Origin of the sequence: Rhodococcus sp. IEGM 1409, assembly GCF_030056735.1 — a bacterium.
Lineage (GTDB): Bacteria > Actinomycetota > Actinomycetes > Mycobacteriales > Mycobacteriaceae > Rhodococcus_F.
This window is the reverse complement of record NZ_JASHKN010000012.1, coordinates 156,000-172,150: the sequence shown is the minus strand read 5'-3', so window position 1 is coordinate 172,150 and position 16,151 is coordinate 156,000. Positions and strand designations below refer to the sequence as shown.

Below are 16,151 nucleotides of genomic sequence, written 5' to 3'. Positions count from 1 at the left end.
GCTATTCCTGTGTACCCCGACAATCACGCGGACTGACGTCCGGCATCACTAGTAGAGGGCCGAGAACATGACCTCCTTCGATTCACTGTGGGCGACCACCCTCGATGTGGGACAGCACAAGTCGACTCGTGGATACCGAAGATTCGCGTGGAACGACGCTGACATGACACTGCGCGAGTGGTTTTCGGACTGTGCGTGCTCGCGCGGTATGACGGTCGAGGAGGATCGGAACGGCAACCTCTGGGCCTGGTGGATGCCCGAGGGGTGGGACGGCGATCCCCGGGATGCGTTCGTGACCGGATCTCACCTCGACTCGGTACCCGACGGGGGTGCCTACGACGGCCCGCTGGGCGTGGTATCGGCGTTTGCCGCGATCGACATCGTGCGTGCGCGGGGGATCGAGCCGACACGTCCCGTCGCGGTCACGGCATTCTCGGACGAGGAGGGTGCACGTTTCGGTGTCGCCTGCGTCGGCTCGCAACTGTCCACCGGGGTATTGGCGCCGGGCCGCGCCTTGGCGCTGCGGGACAACGACGGCATCACCCTCGCCGAGGCGCTGGTGAGAGCAGGCCGTGACCCAGGCCATCTCGGAGAGGATCCTGATCTTGTCGATCGTGTCGGGGTATACGTCGAACTGCACGTCGAGCAGGGACGCGCCCTCGACCTGATCGAGCGCCCCGTCGCCGTCGCTTCGTCGATCTGGCCGCACGGTCGTTGGCAGTTCGTGTTCTCCGGCGAGGCTAACCACGCCGGCGCCACCCGCCTCGTCGACCGCCGCGACCCGATGCTCGCATTCGCGTCGTCGGTCCACACCGCCCGCTCGGCCGCGGAGTTGCACGATGCCGTCGCGACGTTCGGGAAAATTCGAGTTCTTCCCAACGGCGCCAATGCTATTCCGTCTGAAGTGCGGGCGTGGTTGGATGCCCGCGCAGCCGACGAGGAAACACTCACCAAGCTCGTGGATCAGATCACTGCCGAGGCGCAGGCCTACGCGGCCGCAGACGGTATAGGCCTCGAGGTCGACGCTGAGTCGGTGACGCCGATTGTCGAGTTTCCGCAGTCGACCCGTGAACGGTTGCGGCGCTCCCTTGCTCACCTTGGCGACATCCCCGTTCTCCCGACCGCTGCCGGTCACGACGCGGGAATCTTGTCGGCGAAGGTCCCTACCGCAATGATGTTCGTCCGCAACCCCACTGGCGTGTCCCATTCACCCGACGAGTTCGCTGAAGCCGACGACTGCAACAGGGGCGCCGAGGCGCTGGCGGACGTCATGGCGGACTGGATTTGCCGCTAAGTGCCTGTCCGTCCTTTGGTGTCTCGCTGTGAAGGTGTGGCGAATGTTATGAATCATTGTTGAATGACAAGAGAAATTTTGATCCGGATATTTCGGTCGTTTGTAGGTGAAAATTCTGCCATTGTGGTGTGTAAGACGCTTCAAGCCTGTATATATGGAGCGACATGTCACGGAGATCTGATTCGGTGGTAATCTGAACGACACGAATAGAGCGTTTCATAACAGGTGACAATGATTAACTCTAGTTAATCTCAGCCCTGCCCCATAGGTGACATCCCCGTAATCAGGCTGAAACGCAAGCGTGGACGCTGTTTCACGCTAGCTCTTCGTCGGTGTGAGCACGGCACCACATGAAAGGATCCGCTGTGTTGAAGAAAGAACGGCGACCGCGCATCGTGAGAAATGGCATCGTACTTGTTGCCACCTCACTGACCCTGTTATCTGCGGCGTGCGCAGCCCCACGCGCGGAATCGGGATCGGCATTCGATGGCGCCGTCACGGATTCCGTGAAGTCTGCCATTGCCGAAGAGGGTCCAGTTGTTCTGCTGCAGAACAACTGGACCAGTCAACTGATCCAGTCTCGGCTCGCGTATCGGGTACTGCAGGAGATGGGCGCCCAGGCCGAGATCGCTCCCGTCGACTGGGCGGCATCCTTCCCGGCGATGGCATCGTCGGATGACACGGTCCTGATGGAGCTGTGGGATCTGACATCGAAGGACCTGCTGGAGAAGTTCGTCGAGACCGACAAGAGTGTGGTCGACCTCGGTGACACCGGTCCGAGCGCAGAGGAAGGGTGGTACGTCCCCACCTACGTCATCGAAGGTGATCCGGCACGCGGGATCGAACCCACTTGTCCAGGTCTGCCTAACTGGGAGGCTTTGAACGACTGTGTGGATGCCTTTGCTGCCACCCCAGGTGCAAAGGGTCGCTACTTTTCGGGCGACGTTGCCTGGGGAGAGCAGTACGGCGACGTTCAGCGTATCGAGAACCTCGACCTGAACTACGAGATTTCCTTCGCCGGCTCCGAAGCAGCTCTGGGTGCCGAATTCAGTCGAGCATACGAGCGCGGCGAGCCGATCCTCGGATTGATGTGGGCCCCACACTTTCTGACGGCAAAGTACGATCTCACGCGGGTGGAGTTCCCGGCCTACTCGGACGAGTGCTGGGGTACCACCTATGCCTGCAACTGGGGAGATATCAGTCTCCGCAAGATGGCCTCTGCCGACTTCGCCGAGAATCATCCCGTCGCCGCAGCCTTCCTGGACAAGTACACGCTCACCGACGATGCACTCGACTCGATGATGGTCAATGTCGACGAAGGTGGAATGAGCGTCGACGAAGCGGTGGACGAATGGATGGAAGCCTCACCCGGAACGTGGCAGGCCTGGATCCCCACGGACGTCTCATGACCGTGACCGTGCCCCAGCCGACGGCACGGCAACGCAGTGTGATTTTGCTGCTGACCGGGATCGTGGCGGTGCTACTGGCAAAAGCATTGATGACAACCGCAGCTTTCCCGGCTCAGTGGCGGCTTCCCTTCGGCGACGCCGTAGCGAGTGCGGCCGACTGGTTCGTGGCCACCTGTGACTGGCTCTACCAGCCTGTCGGTGATGCCATCGAGTCGATCTTCACCGAATCCGTTCTATGGCTGCAGGTTTTCCCCGACATCCTGGTGGCGTTGGTAATCGTGCTTGTGGCATACATTGCTGCCGGACCGTGGATCGGCGCGTTGGCGGTAGCTACCGTGGCCTGGGTGCTCGCAGTGAACTTGTGGGTGCAGATGCTCGAGACGATTGTCTTGATGGGAGTGGCAGCGGCTGCTGCTGCTGCCATCGGCATCGGACTCGGCATCGTGAGCGCCCGCGGCGGACGAATCCGTACAGCGGTGATCGTCGTCCTCGACGGAATGCAGACCATCCCCGTGCTCGTCTATCTGCTGCCGGTCCTCCTGGTTTTCGGCCCGGGCGACACCGCGGCATTGCTCGTGACCCTTCTCTACGCCGTCCCACCCGCTGCTCGGATGACCGACCTCGGAATTCGTACCGTCGCGGACCGCACCGTCGAGTCGGCGGTATCCCTGGGAGTCACCAAGTGGCAGCTCCTCATCAAGGTGCAGCTTCCGCTGGCGCGTCCGAGCATCATGGCTGGTGTCAATCAGACGATCATGGCTGCGATGGCCATGGCGGTGATTGCAGCGATGATCGGTGCATCCGGTCTGGGACAACCTGTGTGGCGCAGTCTCAATCAGCTGCAGTTCGGTGCCGCACTGGAAGGTGGTGTCGCGCTTGTTCTCTTGGCTATTCTCCTCGACAGGATCAGCGCAAACCTCGACAGGAGAGATGCTGCACAACCCGCGCGACGATTGACTGTCGCGGGCATCGTGTTCGGCGTGGGCACCGTCGCCGCGCTCACAATTCCCGTACTGCAATCGGCCGACTTCACCAAACCGCTTGCCTTCATGAGCTTGTCACTACGCGGCACCATCGACGACGCCGTTCAGTGGCTCAACGTGAGCTACGGAAATGTCTTCGACGCCCTCGGTAGTGCTCTCGTCGACTACGGAATCGCACCGGTCTCGAACACGTTGAACTGGCTGCCCTGGCCGGCTGCGGTCTTCCTGGTTGCGCTGGCGGGAACAATGCTGGTGGGCTGGAAGGGTGGGCTGCTCGCCACCGCCGCAGTTGCCCTCATCGGGCTGCTCGGTACCTGGAGCGCCGCAATCTCGACAATCAGCATCCTGGGCATCTCGGTGGTCTTGGCGGTCCTGATCGGTATTCCGGTCGGCGTCGCGATGAGTGCTAGTGACGGATTCGCCAAGGCACTTCGGCCCGTTCTGGACACCATGCAAACTTTGCCGATCTACCTCGTGGTGATCCCTGCAGTCATTCTCGTCGGCTCGGGTCCCGCCGCGGGAGTCCTCGCCACCATCCTCTACTGCATGCCACCGGTCATCCGACTGACCAACGTCGCCATCCGAGAAGTCGAAGCTACCGTGATGGAGGCAGCCAACAGCCTCGGTGCCTCCCGTTGGCAATTGCTGCGCAAGGTACAGCTACCGATGGGATCCCCGACCATCCTCGTGGGCGTCAACCAGACGATCATGCTCGCGATGGCCATGGCAGTGGTCAGCGCGTTCGTTGGTACACCGGGACTTGGATCCGAAATCCTGGTTGCAATATCGAGGGTAGACCTCGCGAAAGGCATCGAAGCCGGCGTAAGCATGCTGATCCTCGCCGTACTCGTCGACCGCATATCTCGCGCAGTGATTGGACGACTACGTACAGCCGACACTCTCGAAACCACCCACTGACGGAACTGGAGCATCACCGTGGCCGAAATCCTTCTGGACGAAAGCGTCTTTACCGCAACGGAACCGACTGACATGAGCGTTGGCAACAGTACGCGCGAGGCGCCCGACGCAACCTCACCTGTGTCGATCCACGTTCGAAAACTGTGGAAGCTCTTCGGACCGGATGCGGATCGCATACCCAATGACAAAGTGCTCTCCGCGTTGAGCAGGACCGACCTCATGCAACAGACCCAATGCACGGTTGCCGTCCGCGATGTCAGTTTCGAGGTTGCCGCCGGTGAGATGTTCGTCATCATGGGGTTGTCCGGTTCCGGCAAATCCACGCTACTGCGATGTCTGACGAGGCTGGTGGAACCCACGCAAGGTGCAATCACGCTGGCAGGGGAGGACATCACCCAAGCCACTGACACACAACTCCGAAGGTTGCGGCGCGACAAGGTTGCCATGGTGTTTCAGCATTTCGGACTCCTTCCCCACCGCACCGTGAAATCCAATGTCGCATTCGGATTGGAGGTCCGCGGAGAAGGCAAGCAGCACAGGATGAGTCGAGCCCAGACTGTCATCGACCTCGTGGGGCTGACCGGATACGAAAAGTCCTTTCCCGGGGAGTTGTCCGGAGGAATGCAACAGCGAGTCGGGCTCGCCCGAGCGCTAGCCGGTGACCCCGACGTGCTCCTGTTCGATGAACCTTTCTCTGCACTCGACCCGCTGATCCGGAGAGAGATGCAGAACGAGGTGATTCGACTCCACAAAGTGGTCGGTAAAACGATGGTGTTCGTTACCCACGACTTGCAGGAAGCGCTCAAACTGGGGGACCGCATCATGATCATGCGGGACGGTGAGATCGTCCAGATCGGCACCGGCGCCGAACTCGTAGCCACTCCGGCAGATGACTACGTGCGCAAGTTCGTCAGCGACGTCCCCAAAGCCCACGTACTTACACTGCGAAATGCGATGCGGCCGGCAGAGTCGACGGAACTGTTGTCGGAGAGCGAAATCGGACCTGACGAAATTGTTTACGCTGCCGCGAAGACTGTGCTGAACTCCGAACTGCCGATCCGTGTCTGCGAGAACGGCGTTCAACTGGGTGTTGTCGACAGAAACAAGATCATCGACATTCTGACCGAGACCAGATAGGAGAAACCCGCATGCACGCTGCAACCCAGCTCGATCAGCGAGTCTTCGATGTGACTATTGATGGCTCACCTGCATCGCCGGAAGAGGTGCTGCCCGATTGGTCGGTTCACGACCGCTTTGGAATCGTTGTTCGTGAACCGTACGGGTCACTGGGGGCGAGTCTACTGATCCAGCTGGCGACAACGCTGTTCTACGATGCACGCCCCGCACGTCGCACCACGAGCCCCCAATACCCCCAGATATACCTGTTCCACGTGGAAGGCGCTCACGGGGACCACAGCAATTTCGACTTTTGGCCCAGTCGTCACGAGCTGATCGTTCCCACCGATTCATACGACCTGCTCGGTGCGATCAACGACCGGGCCATCACGCGATTAGCCCTTCCCGACAAAAAGTGTGGATCACTCGACTACGTGTACGGCGCACCGAGTGGTTGGACAGATCGATACGCAGCGGAGGATCGGATTGCGAGCGTGCTGACCTACTCTCCCGACGGCTGCGCCCCGAACGCGGACGTGGTGCTGCGAAGCGACGATGCCAACCTCGAGCAAATGACAACGTGGACTCTCGATGTCGAGGGAACAAAACGGCGTTTCGACCGATCAACGGACGAAGAACTTCTAGCGATGGAAGTAGGACCAAGTAGTCCGTCCGACCTTCGGCGATGGTCAGAAATGTTCTATGCACGCAAGGACGAATGTCCGCTCGAAAGTCGGCAAACCGTTGCAGCCCAACGACTACAGGGAGTGTGTGACCCGTTGCGTACACAGTCCTTTCGGAGAATATCGGTTGACGAAGGATTGAGGTTGCTCGACCACAAGGGCTGACGTCACGGAATCCGGTGTGGTTGGCGATCGTTTCCTTCGCCGCAGAGCTAACCGAGGCGGGGCGGCAGAGGTCGTCGACAGCGCGCCGGCCACGTCGAACGCGTGCTTTCACAGCTCAATTACACGGTGGGGTTCGTCGTGCTGATCGGTCCTTGGGTCATCGGCGATGTGACATCGTCGTCACGATCAGGGTGGGATTGGGCGCAATTGGGAATCTAGGTTTTCGCGGTTGTCGGGTTCGCTGTGTCTGCGTTCCAGCACTGGAGGAACCGGAAGAAGCCGGTGCGAAGCGGTTTTGTGGGATGGGTTGAGCCGGCAGACGTACAGGTGGGGGATGTGGTTGATGCCGAGTTACGTCGGCGAGGGGATGCGTAACTACTAGGGCATCTGTTGCTCCTCCTGCGGCAAGTCGGTATCGGTCGAACGCGTACCTGATGCAATTGCGCTCAGTTAGCTCTGTATTCATCGTCGGACGTATTGCCAACTAGAAGTGGCAGTATCGATCCGCAACGCATCGAGTGCGCCTCCCCGAGTTGGCGAGACGCACTCAATGGTGACAAAGTCGATCAGCGAAGAGCCGTAAGCGCGTCGATACGTCCCACTGCATCTTCCATGATGCGCTCGATCAGTTCCTTGCAGCTGGGCAGATCGTTGATCATGCCGACAACCTGACCCGAAGCGAGGACTCCTGCTTCGGTATTACCTTCCACCAGACCGGCTTTGAGCAACATTGGGGTATTGGCAGCCATGATGATCTGCATGATGGTGCGGTCGCCGGATCGCTTCATGGCGAGGCCGTCCTTGGCCAGTGTCGACCACTTCATGCCCGTCATAGCCTTGAATTTGGTGGCGTTCTTGGCTGCCGCGATCAAACCGGTTGCATAGCTTGAACCTTCGAGGCTGTTCACCAGTTCGGTGTTGAGCACGCGGTGCGGCATGCCGTCGACCTTGCGCGAGACGGTTGTATCCGTCAGTCCGCGCTTGAGGTACTCCTGCTTGACGGAATCCGGTACCGAAGAGTCGCTGGTGAGAAGGAATCGCGTTCCCATCGCGACACCGGCAGCGCCGTACGCCAGTGCGGCAGCCAGCCCGCGGCCGTCGAAGAATCCGCCACCGGCGATGACCGGAATATCGACCGCGTCGAGAACCGAGGGGAGAAGCAATGTTGTTGCCACACCGCCGGTGTGACCACCACCTTCGCCGCCCTGGACGATGACGGCGTCCGCGCCCCAGGATGCAACCTTGACCGCATGCTTCGCGGCGCCGATCGAGGGCACGACGACGACGCCGTGATCCTTGAGCTTGGTGATCAGTTCCTTCTTGGGAGCCAAGGCAAACGACGCGACCTTGACTCCCTCACGGATGAGGAGATCGGCGCGTTGCGGCGCATCGGTGGCGTCGGCACGCATATTGACGCCGAACGGCTTGTCCGTGAGCTGCTTCGTCTTCTTGATCGCGTGCTCGAGCTCGTCGTACGTCATCGTGGCCGAAGCCAGAATGCCGAGACCACCTGCGTTAGCCGTCGCCGACGTCAGCGCGGGCCCGGAAACCCAGCCCATGCCCGTCTGCACGATCGGGTAGTCCACGCCGACCAGTTCGGTCAGCGCGGTCTTCAGGGTGGGGGTCATGCCGAGACCTCACGGTCCCGGAGGTTGCGCGGGTCGAGGGTCTCACGGATGAGGTGGAGTTCTTCGGCGGTGGGGTCACGGGTGATACCGGCCTCGGCGAGTCCGGCAACCTCGAACGAAGTGTTCTCGGCAACCTCTTCTGCCGTTACGCCGGGGTGAAGACTCAACGCGCGGAACGTGTTTCCCGGACCACCGAAGTCGAAGACCCCGAGGTTGGTGACGACGCGGGGGATGTTCAGGTACTTGTATGCAGGGTTCTCGGGATCGATCTGGTCGTAGCCGACACCGCACACCACGTCGACCTTGTCGACGAACACTCGCTTGGAGTGCTTGGGGACGAAGTAACTCGTCGAATGGTTGATGGTGTTACCCGGGGCGCCGCGCACACCGAACATCTGACGCGTCGGCTGTTGAAGGGGTCCGAAGGCGGAGAGGTTCTGGTTGCCGTGGCGATCGAGCTGATTGGCGCCCATCACAACGTGGCGACGACCGGAAGCGACGACGTCGAACACCTTGCGGAAAGGCATCCATCCTTCGACGGGGCCCTTCGTTCCGACTGCCGGAGTGTCCTCGAGGATGAGGGCTTCACCGTCGGTGATGAGCAGGTCGGGTTCGGTGGTGAGTCGAGCCAGGCGGGCGCCGATGGTGGACGACGTCGACATCGGGCTGGCCATGATTTCGCCTGCACCGGAGAAGATTTCAGCACAAGCAAGAACTACGTACTCTGCGCGGGTGACGGTGGATTCGCTCATGATGTCTGCTCCCCTGCCTTTGATGTGTCGGCAAACTTCTTTACTGCGGCTTGGTAGTCCTCTTCGCTGCCGGAGAGGAAGGTGTCGACGAACGCCTGCCACGACTCGGGGGTCTTGGCGGCCTCGGCGTAGTGGCGCTGGAACTTCTCGTCGCGGCCGTAGCTTTCGCCGGCCAACGTGAAGTGCGCACCATTCGGTGCCTCGACGACGGCGTCGACCATCATGCGATTGAGCAGAAGGTTCTGCAGTGGAACGGATTTGACCAGTTCCTCGGTCTCGACGATGCGCTCGACCGAGACGTAACGCTTCTCGGCGGCCATGCAGTACAGGTCGTCGAAGTACGGGTCGACGCCGTTGTAGGCGGCATTGCCGTGCTTGTCGCCGAGATTGAGGTGGACGAATGACGCATCGAGGTTGAGCGCAGGCATCGCGATCAAGGTCTCGGAACGGCCGTCGGCCTCGGGGTACGGGGAGGTGACGGTCTTGAGTTCGTCGCCCCAGAAGTTGCGGACGTCCGAGCCCAGGCCTGCACGGATCGGCAGGAAGGGGAGGCGAGCGGCAGCGGCTTCGAGGCCGCATTTGACCATGCCCTCGTCCATCTCGCGGACTTCGATCTCACCTGCTGTGCGCGCCTTGGCGAACCACGGATCGTAGAACGGCGCAGAGTCCAGGGACACGAAGCCGTAGTACGCCTTCTTGACCTTGCCGGCCGAGCACAGCAGTCCGAGATCCGGTCCGCCGTAGGTGACCACGGTCAGGTCCTTGATGTCCGAACGCAGAATCGCACGCACGAAGGCCATCGGCTTGCGGCGAGATCCCCAGCCGCCCAGGCCGATCGTCATTCCGCTGCGGAGTTCGCCGACTACCTCGTCGAGCGACTTCGTCTTGTCACGCTTGCTAGCCATGTTTTTCTCAGCCTTCCTTCTGGGTTGCGTTCTCGCGCGGCTTGCCGGTGGCGACGAACTCGTCGCGGTGCTCGTCGGACACACCGAGAAGGTTGAGTTCGAAGGTGTAGCCCTGCTCGAGGCGGTAGCTGCCCTTGACGTCGACCGGGTCGATGCCGTTGATGGCTTCCTTGGCGCACCGGATGATGCGGGTGTCCTTCGCGGCGATCTTCGCGGCGATCTCGCGAGCGCATTCGTCGAGCTTCTCGCGCGGGACCACGTCGTAGACGCTGCCGAACTGCTTGAGCGTGTGCGCGTCGACGCTCTGCGCCGTGTAGTACAGCGTGCGCATCATGTGCTGCGGCACCAGGCGCGAGAGGTGCGTGGCAGCGCCGAGTGCGCCGCGGTCGACCTCGGGGAGGGAGAAGATCGCGTCGTCGGAAGCGACGATCACGTCCGCGTTGCCGACCAGTCCGATGCCACCGCCGACGCAGAATCCGTTGACCGCCACGACGACGGGGACAGCGCAGTCGTAGACGGCTGCGAAGGCTGCGGCACAACCGCGGTTGGCGGCGACCAGCGCGTCGAATCCCTCGGTGGCCTGCATCTCCTTGATGTCGACGCCGGCGTTGAATCCGCGTCCCTCGGCTCGCAGGATCACCACGTGCGTGTTGAGGTCCTTACCCGCGTCGAGGATGGCGTCGGCGAGCTCGAACCATCCCTTGGACGGGATTGCATTGACCGGCGCGTAGTCGATGGTGACCGTGGTGATGCCGGTTCCGTCGGAAGAAGTGCTGATGCCCATATCGGGATTCCTTACGTCTGTGTACCAAACCAAGCGATTGCTTGGTAAGTTAGCACACAAGCGGAGCCGACAAGCCCGAGCAGAGTGCAATAGGAGACATAAATGAGTGGATTGGTCGACGGACGCGTAGTCATCATCACCGGGGCAGGTCGAGGTATCGGACGTGCGCATGCATTGGCGTTTGCTGCTGAGGGCGCCAAGGTCGTCGTCAACGACATCGGTGCGGGTGCCGACGGTTCCGAGACCGGCGAAAGTCCGGCCGAGCAGGTTGTAGCGGAGATCGTCGCCGCGGGCGGCCAGGCAGTGGTCAACGGAGACGACGTCGCCGACTGGGCGGGCGCCGAAAATCTGATCAAGACCGCGATCGACACCTTCGGCGGACTGGACGTACTTGTGAACAACGCAGGCTTCCTGCGTGACCGCATGCTCGTCGGCATGAGCGAAGGCGAGTGGGACGCGGTGATCCGCGTGCACCTCAAGGGGCATTTCGCGCCGTTGCGTCACGCTGCTGCCTACTGGCGTGGCGAGGCGAAGGCCGGCAAGACCGTCGACGCACGCATCATCAACACCAGTTCGGGTGCAGGACTGCAGGGTTCGATCGGCCAGGGCAACTACGCCGCAGCGAAGGCCGGTATCGCCGAGATGACCATCCAGGCCGCCGCCGAGCTCAAGAATTACGGCGTCAGTGTCAACGCGATCGCGCCTGCTGCGCGCACACGCATGACCGTCGGTGCGGGTGGGGCGATGGCCGAGTCGATGGCGGCTCCAGAAGAGGGCTTCGACGCCATGGCCCCCGAGAACATCTCGCCGCTGGTCGTCTGGCTCGGAAGCGCCGAGTCCAAGGACGTCACGGGTCGAGTATTCGAGGTAGAGGGCGGAAAGATCACCGTCGCGGAGGGCTGGAGTCACGGCCCGAGCGAGGACAAGGGTGACCGCTGGGACCCGAAGGAGATCGGGCCCGTCGTCGCAACGCTGTTGGAGAAGGCGGAGATTCCGACGCCGGTGTACGGGGCGTAGGGCCTTCGGCCCCGTGAGTGGTTAAGGAGTGCAGGGACTCCTTAACCACTCACAGGGGAGTGCCGCCTACGCGGGTGCCCGAACCACCAGAACAGTGCCGGGGAACTCTGCTGCGAGCTCGCGCCGTGAATGCTTCACGCAGGCGGTGCCATAGCCCTTCTTGCGGGACTCGGGTGCAATCCAGATCGCGACGTTGACCTCTTGGCCGTCGAGTTCGCCGAACACCAGGCCGACGCTCTTCGGACTGTCACCGGAGACGTCCTCGGCGACGAACCAGGCAGCGCTCTCGTCTTCGATACGGCCGAGACCGCCTGTTCGCTCGGCTTCGATTCGATCCTCGCTCCACGGCTTGCCGTCTTCGCCGAGCTGCTCGCCCGAGCGAATCGTGAACAGCGACTTGTCTTCTGCGCTGTCGCTGAACGGACGCAGGCCGAAGTTCTGCCCGCTGCTCGCGGGGCGATCAAGCGCCGTCCATTCGAGAGTTGCGTCGAGATTCTCCAGCTCGCCCTGGATGCGATCGCGCGCGGCCTTGGTGAGCGCACTGAACTTGAGGCTCAGAACTGCTTCGGCATTCGCTTCCGACGTGCCGAGGAGTTCGGCGACGGTGGTCAGTGCCTCCTGGTGGTCCTTGCTGTCGACCACTGCATCCAGCACCTCGTGGCGACGCTCCAGCGCGCGCACGAGTGCGGAAGTGATCTCGCGTCGGTCCAGGATTTGATCTTGAATATGCGTCGTCATATATGCGACTCCTTGCTGTGTTCGAGGCTCTGTCGAAACGCCGTGCGGACCGTACGAGTCAATAGTGCTCCAACTCGCCCGTTATGGCACGTGTTCAGCCTCCGGTGCGGCGAACGAGCCGTTCGTAGCGCTGGCGGGCGGCTTGAGTACTGCCGAGCCCGAGTCCGAAGGCAATGTCCTGCCAGGTCATGCCCCGTTCACGGGCAATCCCGAGGAACAGCGCTTCCAGTTGTTCCATTTCGGCTCGGGCCTTGGGAATCAGAGTCAACGCAGCCATGACGTCGGCGTCGTCGACTTCGGATTCGTTCGGCTCCGGTGTGTCGGTGCCGCCGGCGAGACGAGCCACGACGCGCACCGCGCCGTAGGGCTCGAGCATCTCCGGATGAGATTGCCTTGCGCGCTGGCTTTGGGTCGCGCCGTGGCGCTCGCTGATCCGAAAGAGCCCGGCATACTCGCGATGTGCGCGTTCGCGGCCGGAATCGATCGGTCTGAACTGGTCATCGGTCATGAATCCAGGGTGGCACGAACCCGGACCCTTGTAAATGTTTTGTTGTAAACAAATTGTTTAGTTTGTCAGTGGCTCGCACACGATGACGGGAATGATGCGGTCCGTCCAGGCCTGATAGTTGTCGAAATCCGGGTACATCGCCGTCAACTTCGGCCACAGCCGAGCGCGCTCGTCCTCGGTTGCAACGCGGGCTTTCATCGAGCGGATCCGAGACTTGATCTGCACCGTCACCACCGGATCCGCCTTGATGTTGAGGTACCACATCGGGTTCTTCGGAAGACCGCCTTGCGACGCCACCAGAATCACGTCTTCGCCGTCCTCGAGGAACAGCAATGGACTGATTCGCTCCTCACCGGATTTGCGACCGGTAGTGGTGAGCAGGCAGATCGGCAGCCCGCGTGGGAACGCGCTGCCGACCCGCCACTTGCTACCCAGCCTCCCGTCGGTGGCGCGATACATGGCGACGTTTGCCTTCGACATCCACTTGATGAACTTGACCGTCACCGGGGCGTCGAGTCCCTTGGGTTTTGCTGGGGGAATAGTCATCTCAAATTCGCTCGATGATGGTTCCGGTGGCCAGCGCGCCGCCGGCGCACATCGTGATCAGAGCCGTCGAGCCGTTGCGACGCTCCAGTTCGTGGAGTGCTGTCGTAATCAGGCGTGAGCCGGTGCTGCCGACGGGATGGCCGAGGGCGAGCGCGCCGCCGTTGACGTTGACGTTGTCGAAGTCAGGTTCGTGGACCTGGGCCCAGGACAGTGCGACGGATGCGAATGCTTCGTTGATCTCGAACAGGTCGAGGTCGCCGATCTTCATTCCGCTCTTCTCCAGGACACGGCTGGTTGCTTGCACCGGTCCGTCGAGGTGGAACTCCGGTTCCGAGCCGACCAGTGCCTGAGCGATGATGCGGGCGCGTGGCTTCAATCCGAGTGCGCGAGCCTTGTCCTCGTCCATGAGCAGGACTGCGGCCGCACCGTCGGAGATCTGGGAAGACGTTCCGGCCGTGTGAATTCCGCCTTCGAGGACGGGCTTCAGGCGGGCTAGGGACTCGGCCGTCGTATCGCGCAGGCCCTGATCGCGATTGACGAGTTTGGTCTCGCCCGTGAGGTTTCCTTCCTTGTCGACCTGGGGTGCCGAGAGTTCGAGTACCTCGCGGTCGAAACGCCCTTCCTCCCAAGCCTGCTTGGCCAGTGCCTGCGAACGGACGCCGAGAGCTTCGACGTCGTCGCGGGTCAGTCCTCGTCGGCGTGCGATGCGTTCTGCTGCCTCGAACTGGTTGGGCATGTCGATGTCCCACGTCGCCGGCCGACGCGGTCCGGCCTGGTCACCGACGTTGGCGCCGAGGGGAACCTGGCTCATCGCTTCGATGCCGCAGGCGATACCGGCATCGATGGCGCCGGTGGCGATCAGTCCGGCGATCAGATGGTTCGCCTGCTGGGCCGAACCGCACTGGCAGTCCACGGTCGTGGCGCCGGTCTGCCACGGCAGACCTGCATGCAACCAAGCCGTGCGCGTGATGTTGTTGGACTGAGCGCCGGCCTGGGTGACGCAGCCGCCGATCACCTGCTCGATCAGCAACGGGTCGATTCCCGACCGGTCGAGAACTCCCTTTTGTGCCGCTCCGAGGATCTCGGCGGCGTGCAGACCGGCGAGCCAACCTCCGCGCTTGCCGATCGGTGTACGGACAGCCTCGACGATTACTGGTGTGCCCACAGCGGGCTCCTTTCCTTGTAATGAAAAAGTAGAACAGGTTCTCTGCGGGAAGCAAGACCTGCCGACGTTTCCTTTCCTAGTAAGCAGGCTTGTGTTTCAATGAGAGTAGAACGTGTTACACATCACGGATCCCCATCACCCCTGTGATGAAAAGGCTTAGGGCAGGAGACATCAGTGGCACAGCCCGCATTCCCCGAGGGAATCGACTTCACGGACCCCGACATCTACGCGGAACGTATGCCTTTCGAGGAGTTCGCAGAACTCCGGAAGACGGCCCCCGTGTGGTGGAATCCGCAGCCCCCGGAAATCGGTGGATTCCAGGACGAGGGTTTCTGGGTGGTCACCCGTCATGAAGAGGTCAAGGAGGTCTCGCAGCGAAGCGACATCTTCTCGACCCACGAGAACACTGCGATTCCTCGCTTCGCCGACGACATCCCGCGCGAGAACGTCGAGATGCAGCGATTCATCCTCATCAACAAGGACGCTCCGGAGCACACCAAGCTTCGCAAGCTGGTCTCGCGTGGATTCACCCCGCGAGCCATCAACAGCCTGCGCGAGGAACTGACCGAGCGCGCCGAAAAGATCGTCACGACCGCGGCTGCCGGTGGTGCCGGAGACTTCGTGGTTCAGGTCGCGTCCGAACTGCCGCTGCAGGCCATCGCCGAACTTCTCGGTGTGCCGCAGGAAGATCGAATGAAGCTCTTCGACTGGTCCAACCAGATGACGTCGTACGACGACCCTGAGTTCGACATCGACCCGCAGGCAGCGTCGATGGAGATTCTGGGATACGCGTACCAGATGGCAGATCAGCGCAAGAAGTGTCCCGCCGATGACATCGTCACCAAGCTCATCGAAGCTGACATCGACGGAAATGAGCTCTCCCCAGAGGAATTCGGCTTCTTCGTGATCCTGCTTGCGGTCGCGGGTAACGAGACCACTCGCAATGCCATCACACACGGCATGGTCGCCTTCCTCGACAATCCCGACCAGTGGGAGCTGTACAAGAAGGAACGTCCGAAGACCGCGGCCGACGAGATCGTTCGTTGGGCCACTCCGGTGACGTCTTTCCAGCGCACCGCGCTCGAAGACACCGAACTCGGCGGACAGAAGATCAAGAAGGGCGATCGCGTCGTCATGATGTACGCGTCGGCCAACTTCGACGAAGACGTCTTCGAGAACCCCACGAAGTTCGACATCATGCGTGACCCAAATCCGCACCTCGGATTCGGCGGCACCGGTGCGCACTTCTGCATCGGCGCCAACTTGGCCCGTCTCGAAATCGATCTGATCTTCAACGCGATCGCCGATCACCTACCCGACATCACCAGGCTCGGCGACCCCCGTCGCCTGCGCTCGGGCTGGCTCAACGGCATCAAAGAGTTTCAGGTTGATTACAAGACATCGGGCTGCCCGGTCAAACACTGATCCGGACATATACTGACCTGGTAACCGGCGAGTAGGTTCTGTGCAGCTTTTCGGGAGTTGCCTCTGCACTCTCGAGCACGCAGAACTACAGTAGACGTTCCGGGGGGCCACTAGT

Annotated in this window: 14 protein-coding genes; 6 read left to right on the top strand and 8 right to left on the bottom strand. The window is 61.6% G+C overall.

Going from position 1 to position 16,151, the window contains the following annotated elements:
• The first annotated feature begins 67 nt into the window (after window positions 1-67).
• The 4 genes from QM716_RS25890 to QM716_RS25875 all read left to right on the top strand — a co-directional run bounded on the left by QM716_RS25890 (window position 68) and on the right by QM716_RS25875 (window position 5,741).
• Window positions 68-1,294, top strand: a complete 1,227-nt coding sequence (locus QM716_RS25890; RefSeq protein ID WP_283307044.1) for an allantoate amidohydrolase — start codon at window positions 68-70, stop codon at window positions 1,292-1,294.
• Between the two features lie 365 nt (window positions 1,295-1,659).
• Window positions 1,660-2,703: a glycine betaine ABC transporter substrate-binding protein gene (locus tag QM716_RS25885; protein WP_283307043.1), complete on the top strand. Its 1,044-nt coding sequence runs from the start codon at window positions 1,660-1,662 to the stop codon at window positions 2,701-2,703.
• Complete coding sequence (locus tag QM716_RS25880; RefSeq protein WP_283307042.1) at window positions 2,700-4,604, top strand: ABC transporter permease subunit; 1,905 nt, start codon at window positions 2,700-2,702, stop codon at window positions 4,602-4,604. The genes QM716_RS25885 and QM716_RS25880 overlap by 4 nt, the downstream gene beginning before the upstream one ends.
• Before the next feature lie 72 nt (window positions 4,605-4,676).
• Window positions 4,677-5,741, top strand: coding sequence for a quaternary amine ABC transporter ATP-binding protein (locus QM716_RS25875; RefSeq protein WP_283307041.1), 1,065 nt, complete (start codon window positions 4,677-4,679; stop codon window positions 5,739-5,741).
• Window positions 5,742-7,134: 1,393 nt separating this feature from the next.
• Here the strand turns inward: QM716_RS25875 and QM716_RS25870 are convergent.
• From QM716_RS25870 to echA20, 4 genes are read right to left on the bottom strand one after another with little or no spacing between them, the layout of a single operon-like run.
• On the bottom strand, window positions 7,135-8,196 hold the full coding sequence (locus tag QM716_RS25870) for an NAD(P)H-dependent flavin oxidoreductase (protein WP_283307040.1): 1,062 nt from the start codon (window positions 8,194-8,196) through the stop codon (window positions 7,135-7,137).
• Window positions 8,193-8,948 (bottom strand): CoA-transferase subunit beta, encoded by a 756-nt coding sequence (locus QM716_RS25865; RefSeq protein WP_283307039.1) that lies wholly within the window; start codon window positions 8,946-8,948, stop codon window positions 8,193-8,195. Before QM716_RS25865 ends, QM716_RS25870 begins: the two co-directional genes overlap by 4 nt.
• A complete protein-coding gene (gene ipdA / locus QM716_RS25860) occupies window positions 8,945-9,853 on the bottom strand; it encodes a cholesterol ring-cleaving hydrolase subunit IpdA (protein WP_283307037.1) in 909 nt (302 codons plus the stop codon). Before ipdA ends, QM716_RS25865 begins: the two co-directional genes overlap by 4 nt.
• A 7-nt stretch (window positions 9,854-9,860) precedes the next feature.
• Window positions 9,861-10,637 (bottom strand): (7aS)-7a-methyl-1,5-dioxo-2,3,5,6,7,7a-hexahydro-1H-indene-carboxyl-CoA hydrolase, encoded by a 777-nt coding sequence (gene echA20, locus QM716_RS25855; RefSeq protein WP_003945611.1) that lies wholly within the window; start codon window positions 10,635-10,637, stop codon window positions 9,861-9,863.
• A gap of 102 nt (window positions 10,638-10,739) precedes the next feature.
• Here echA20 and QM716_RS25850 point away from each other — a divergent pair, with 102 nt between their 5' ends.
• Complete coding sequence (locus tag QM716_RS25850; RefSeq protein WP_283307035.1) at window positions 10,740-11,654, top strand: SDR family oxidoreductase; 915 nt, start codon at window positions 10,740-10,742, stop codon at window positions 11,652-11,654.
• 66 nt (window positions 11,655-11,720) lie between these two features.
• On the opposite strand, the gene QM716_RS25845 is transcribed toward QM716_RS25850, so the two are convergent.
• From QM716_RS25845 to QM716_RS25830, 4 genes are all read right to left on the bottom strand, one after another.
• The gene (locus QM716_RS25845) at window positions 11,721-12,392 is read right to left on the bottom strand and encodes a GNAT family N-acetyltransferase (protein WP_283307033.1); all 672 of its coding nucleotides are present in this window, start codon (window positions 12,390-12,392) and stop codon (window positions 11,721-11,723) included.
• Window positions 12,393-12,486: 94 nt separating this feature from the next.
• Window positions 12,487-12,900 carry a DNA-binding protein gene (locus QM716_RS25840; RefSeq protein ID WP_283307031.1) on the bottom strand — a complete coding sequence of 138 codons (414 nt, stop codon included), beginning with the start codon at window positions 12,898-12,900 and terminating at the stop codon, window positions 12,487-12,489.
• A gap of 57 nt (window positions 12,901-12,957) precedes the next feature.
• Window positions 12,958-13,446 carry a nitroreductase family deazaflavin-dependent oxidoreductase gene (locus QM716_RS25835; RefSeq protein WP_283307029.1) on the bottom strand — a complete coding sequence of 163 codons (489 nt, stop codon included), beginning with the start codon at window positions 13,444-13,446 and terminating at the stop codon, window positions 12,958-12,960.
• A 1-nt stretch (window position 13,447) separates the two neighbouring features.
• Window positions 13,448-14,611, bottom strand: a complete 1,164-nt coding sequence (locus QM716_RS25830; RefSeq protein WP_095970996.1) for a steroid 3-ketoacyl-CoA thiolase — start codon at window positions 14,609-14,611, stop codon at window positions 13,448-13,450.
• 174 nt (window positions 14,612-14,785) lie between these two features.
• Between QM716_RS25830 and QM716_RS25825 the strand changes: the two genes are divergently transcribed.
• Window positions 14,786-16,036, top strand: coding sequence for a cytochrome P450 (locus QM716_RS25825; protein ID WP_211921484.1), 1,251 nt, complete (start codon window positions 14,786-14,788; stop codon window positions 16,034-16,036).
• The last annotated feature ends 115 nt before the right edge of the window (window positions 16,037-16,151 follow it).

Coding starts and splice junctions, on each gene's coding strand:
- QM716_RS25890 (WP_283307044.1), top strand. CDS start 68: ATGACCTCCTTCGATTCACTGTGGGCGACCACCCTCGATGTGGGACAG.
- QM716_RS25880 (WP_283307042.1), top strand. CDS start 2,700: ATGACCGTGACCGTGCCCCAGCCGACGGCACGGCAACGCAGTGTGATT.
- QM716_RS25875 (WP_283307041.1), top strand. CDS start 4,677: ATGAGCGTTGGCAACAGTACGCGCGAGGCGCCCGACGCAACCTCACCT.
- QM716_RS25870 (WP_283307040.1), bottom strand. CDS start 8,196: ATGACCCCCACCCTGAAGACCGCGCTGACCGAACTGGTCGGCGTGGAC.
- QM716_RS25865 (WP_283307039.1), bottom strand. CDS start 8,948: ATGAGCGAATCCACCGTCACCCGCGCAGAGTACGTAGTTCTTGCTTGT.
- ipdA (WP_283307037.1), bottom strand. CDS start 9,853: ATGGCTAGCAAGCGTGACAAGACGAAGTCGCTCGACGAGGTAGTCGGC.
- echA20 (WP_003945611.1), bottom strand. CDS start 10,637: ATGGGCATCAGCACTTCTTCCGACGGAACCGGCATCACCACGGTCACC.
- QM716_RS25850 (WP_283307035.1), top strand. CDS start 10,740: ATGAGTGGATTGGTCGACGGACGCGTAGTCATCATCACCGGGGCAGGT.
- QM716_RS25845 (WP_283307033.1), bottom strand. CDS start 12,392: ATGACGACGCATATTCAAGATCAAATCCTGGACCGACGCGAGATCACT.
- QM716_RS25840 (WP_283307031.1), bottom strand. CDS start 12,900: ATGACCGATGACCAGTTCAGACCGATCGATTCCGGCCGCGAACGCGCA.
- QM716_RS25835 (WP_283307029.1), bottom strand. CDS start 13,446: ATGACTATTCCCCCAGCAAAACCCAAGGGACTCGACGCCCCGGTGACG.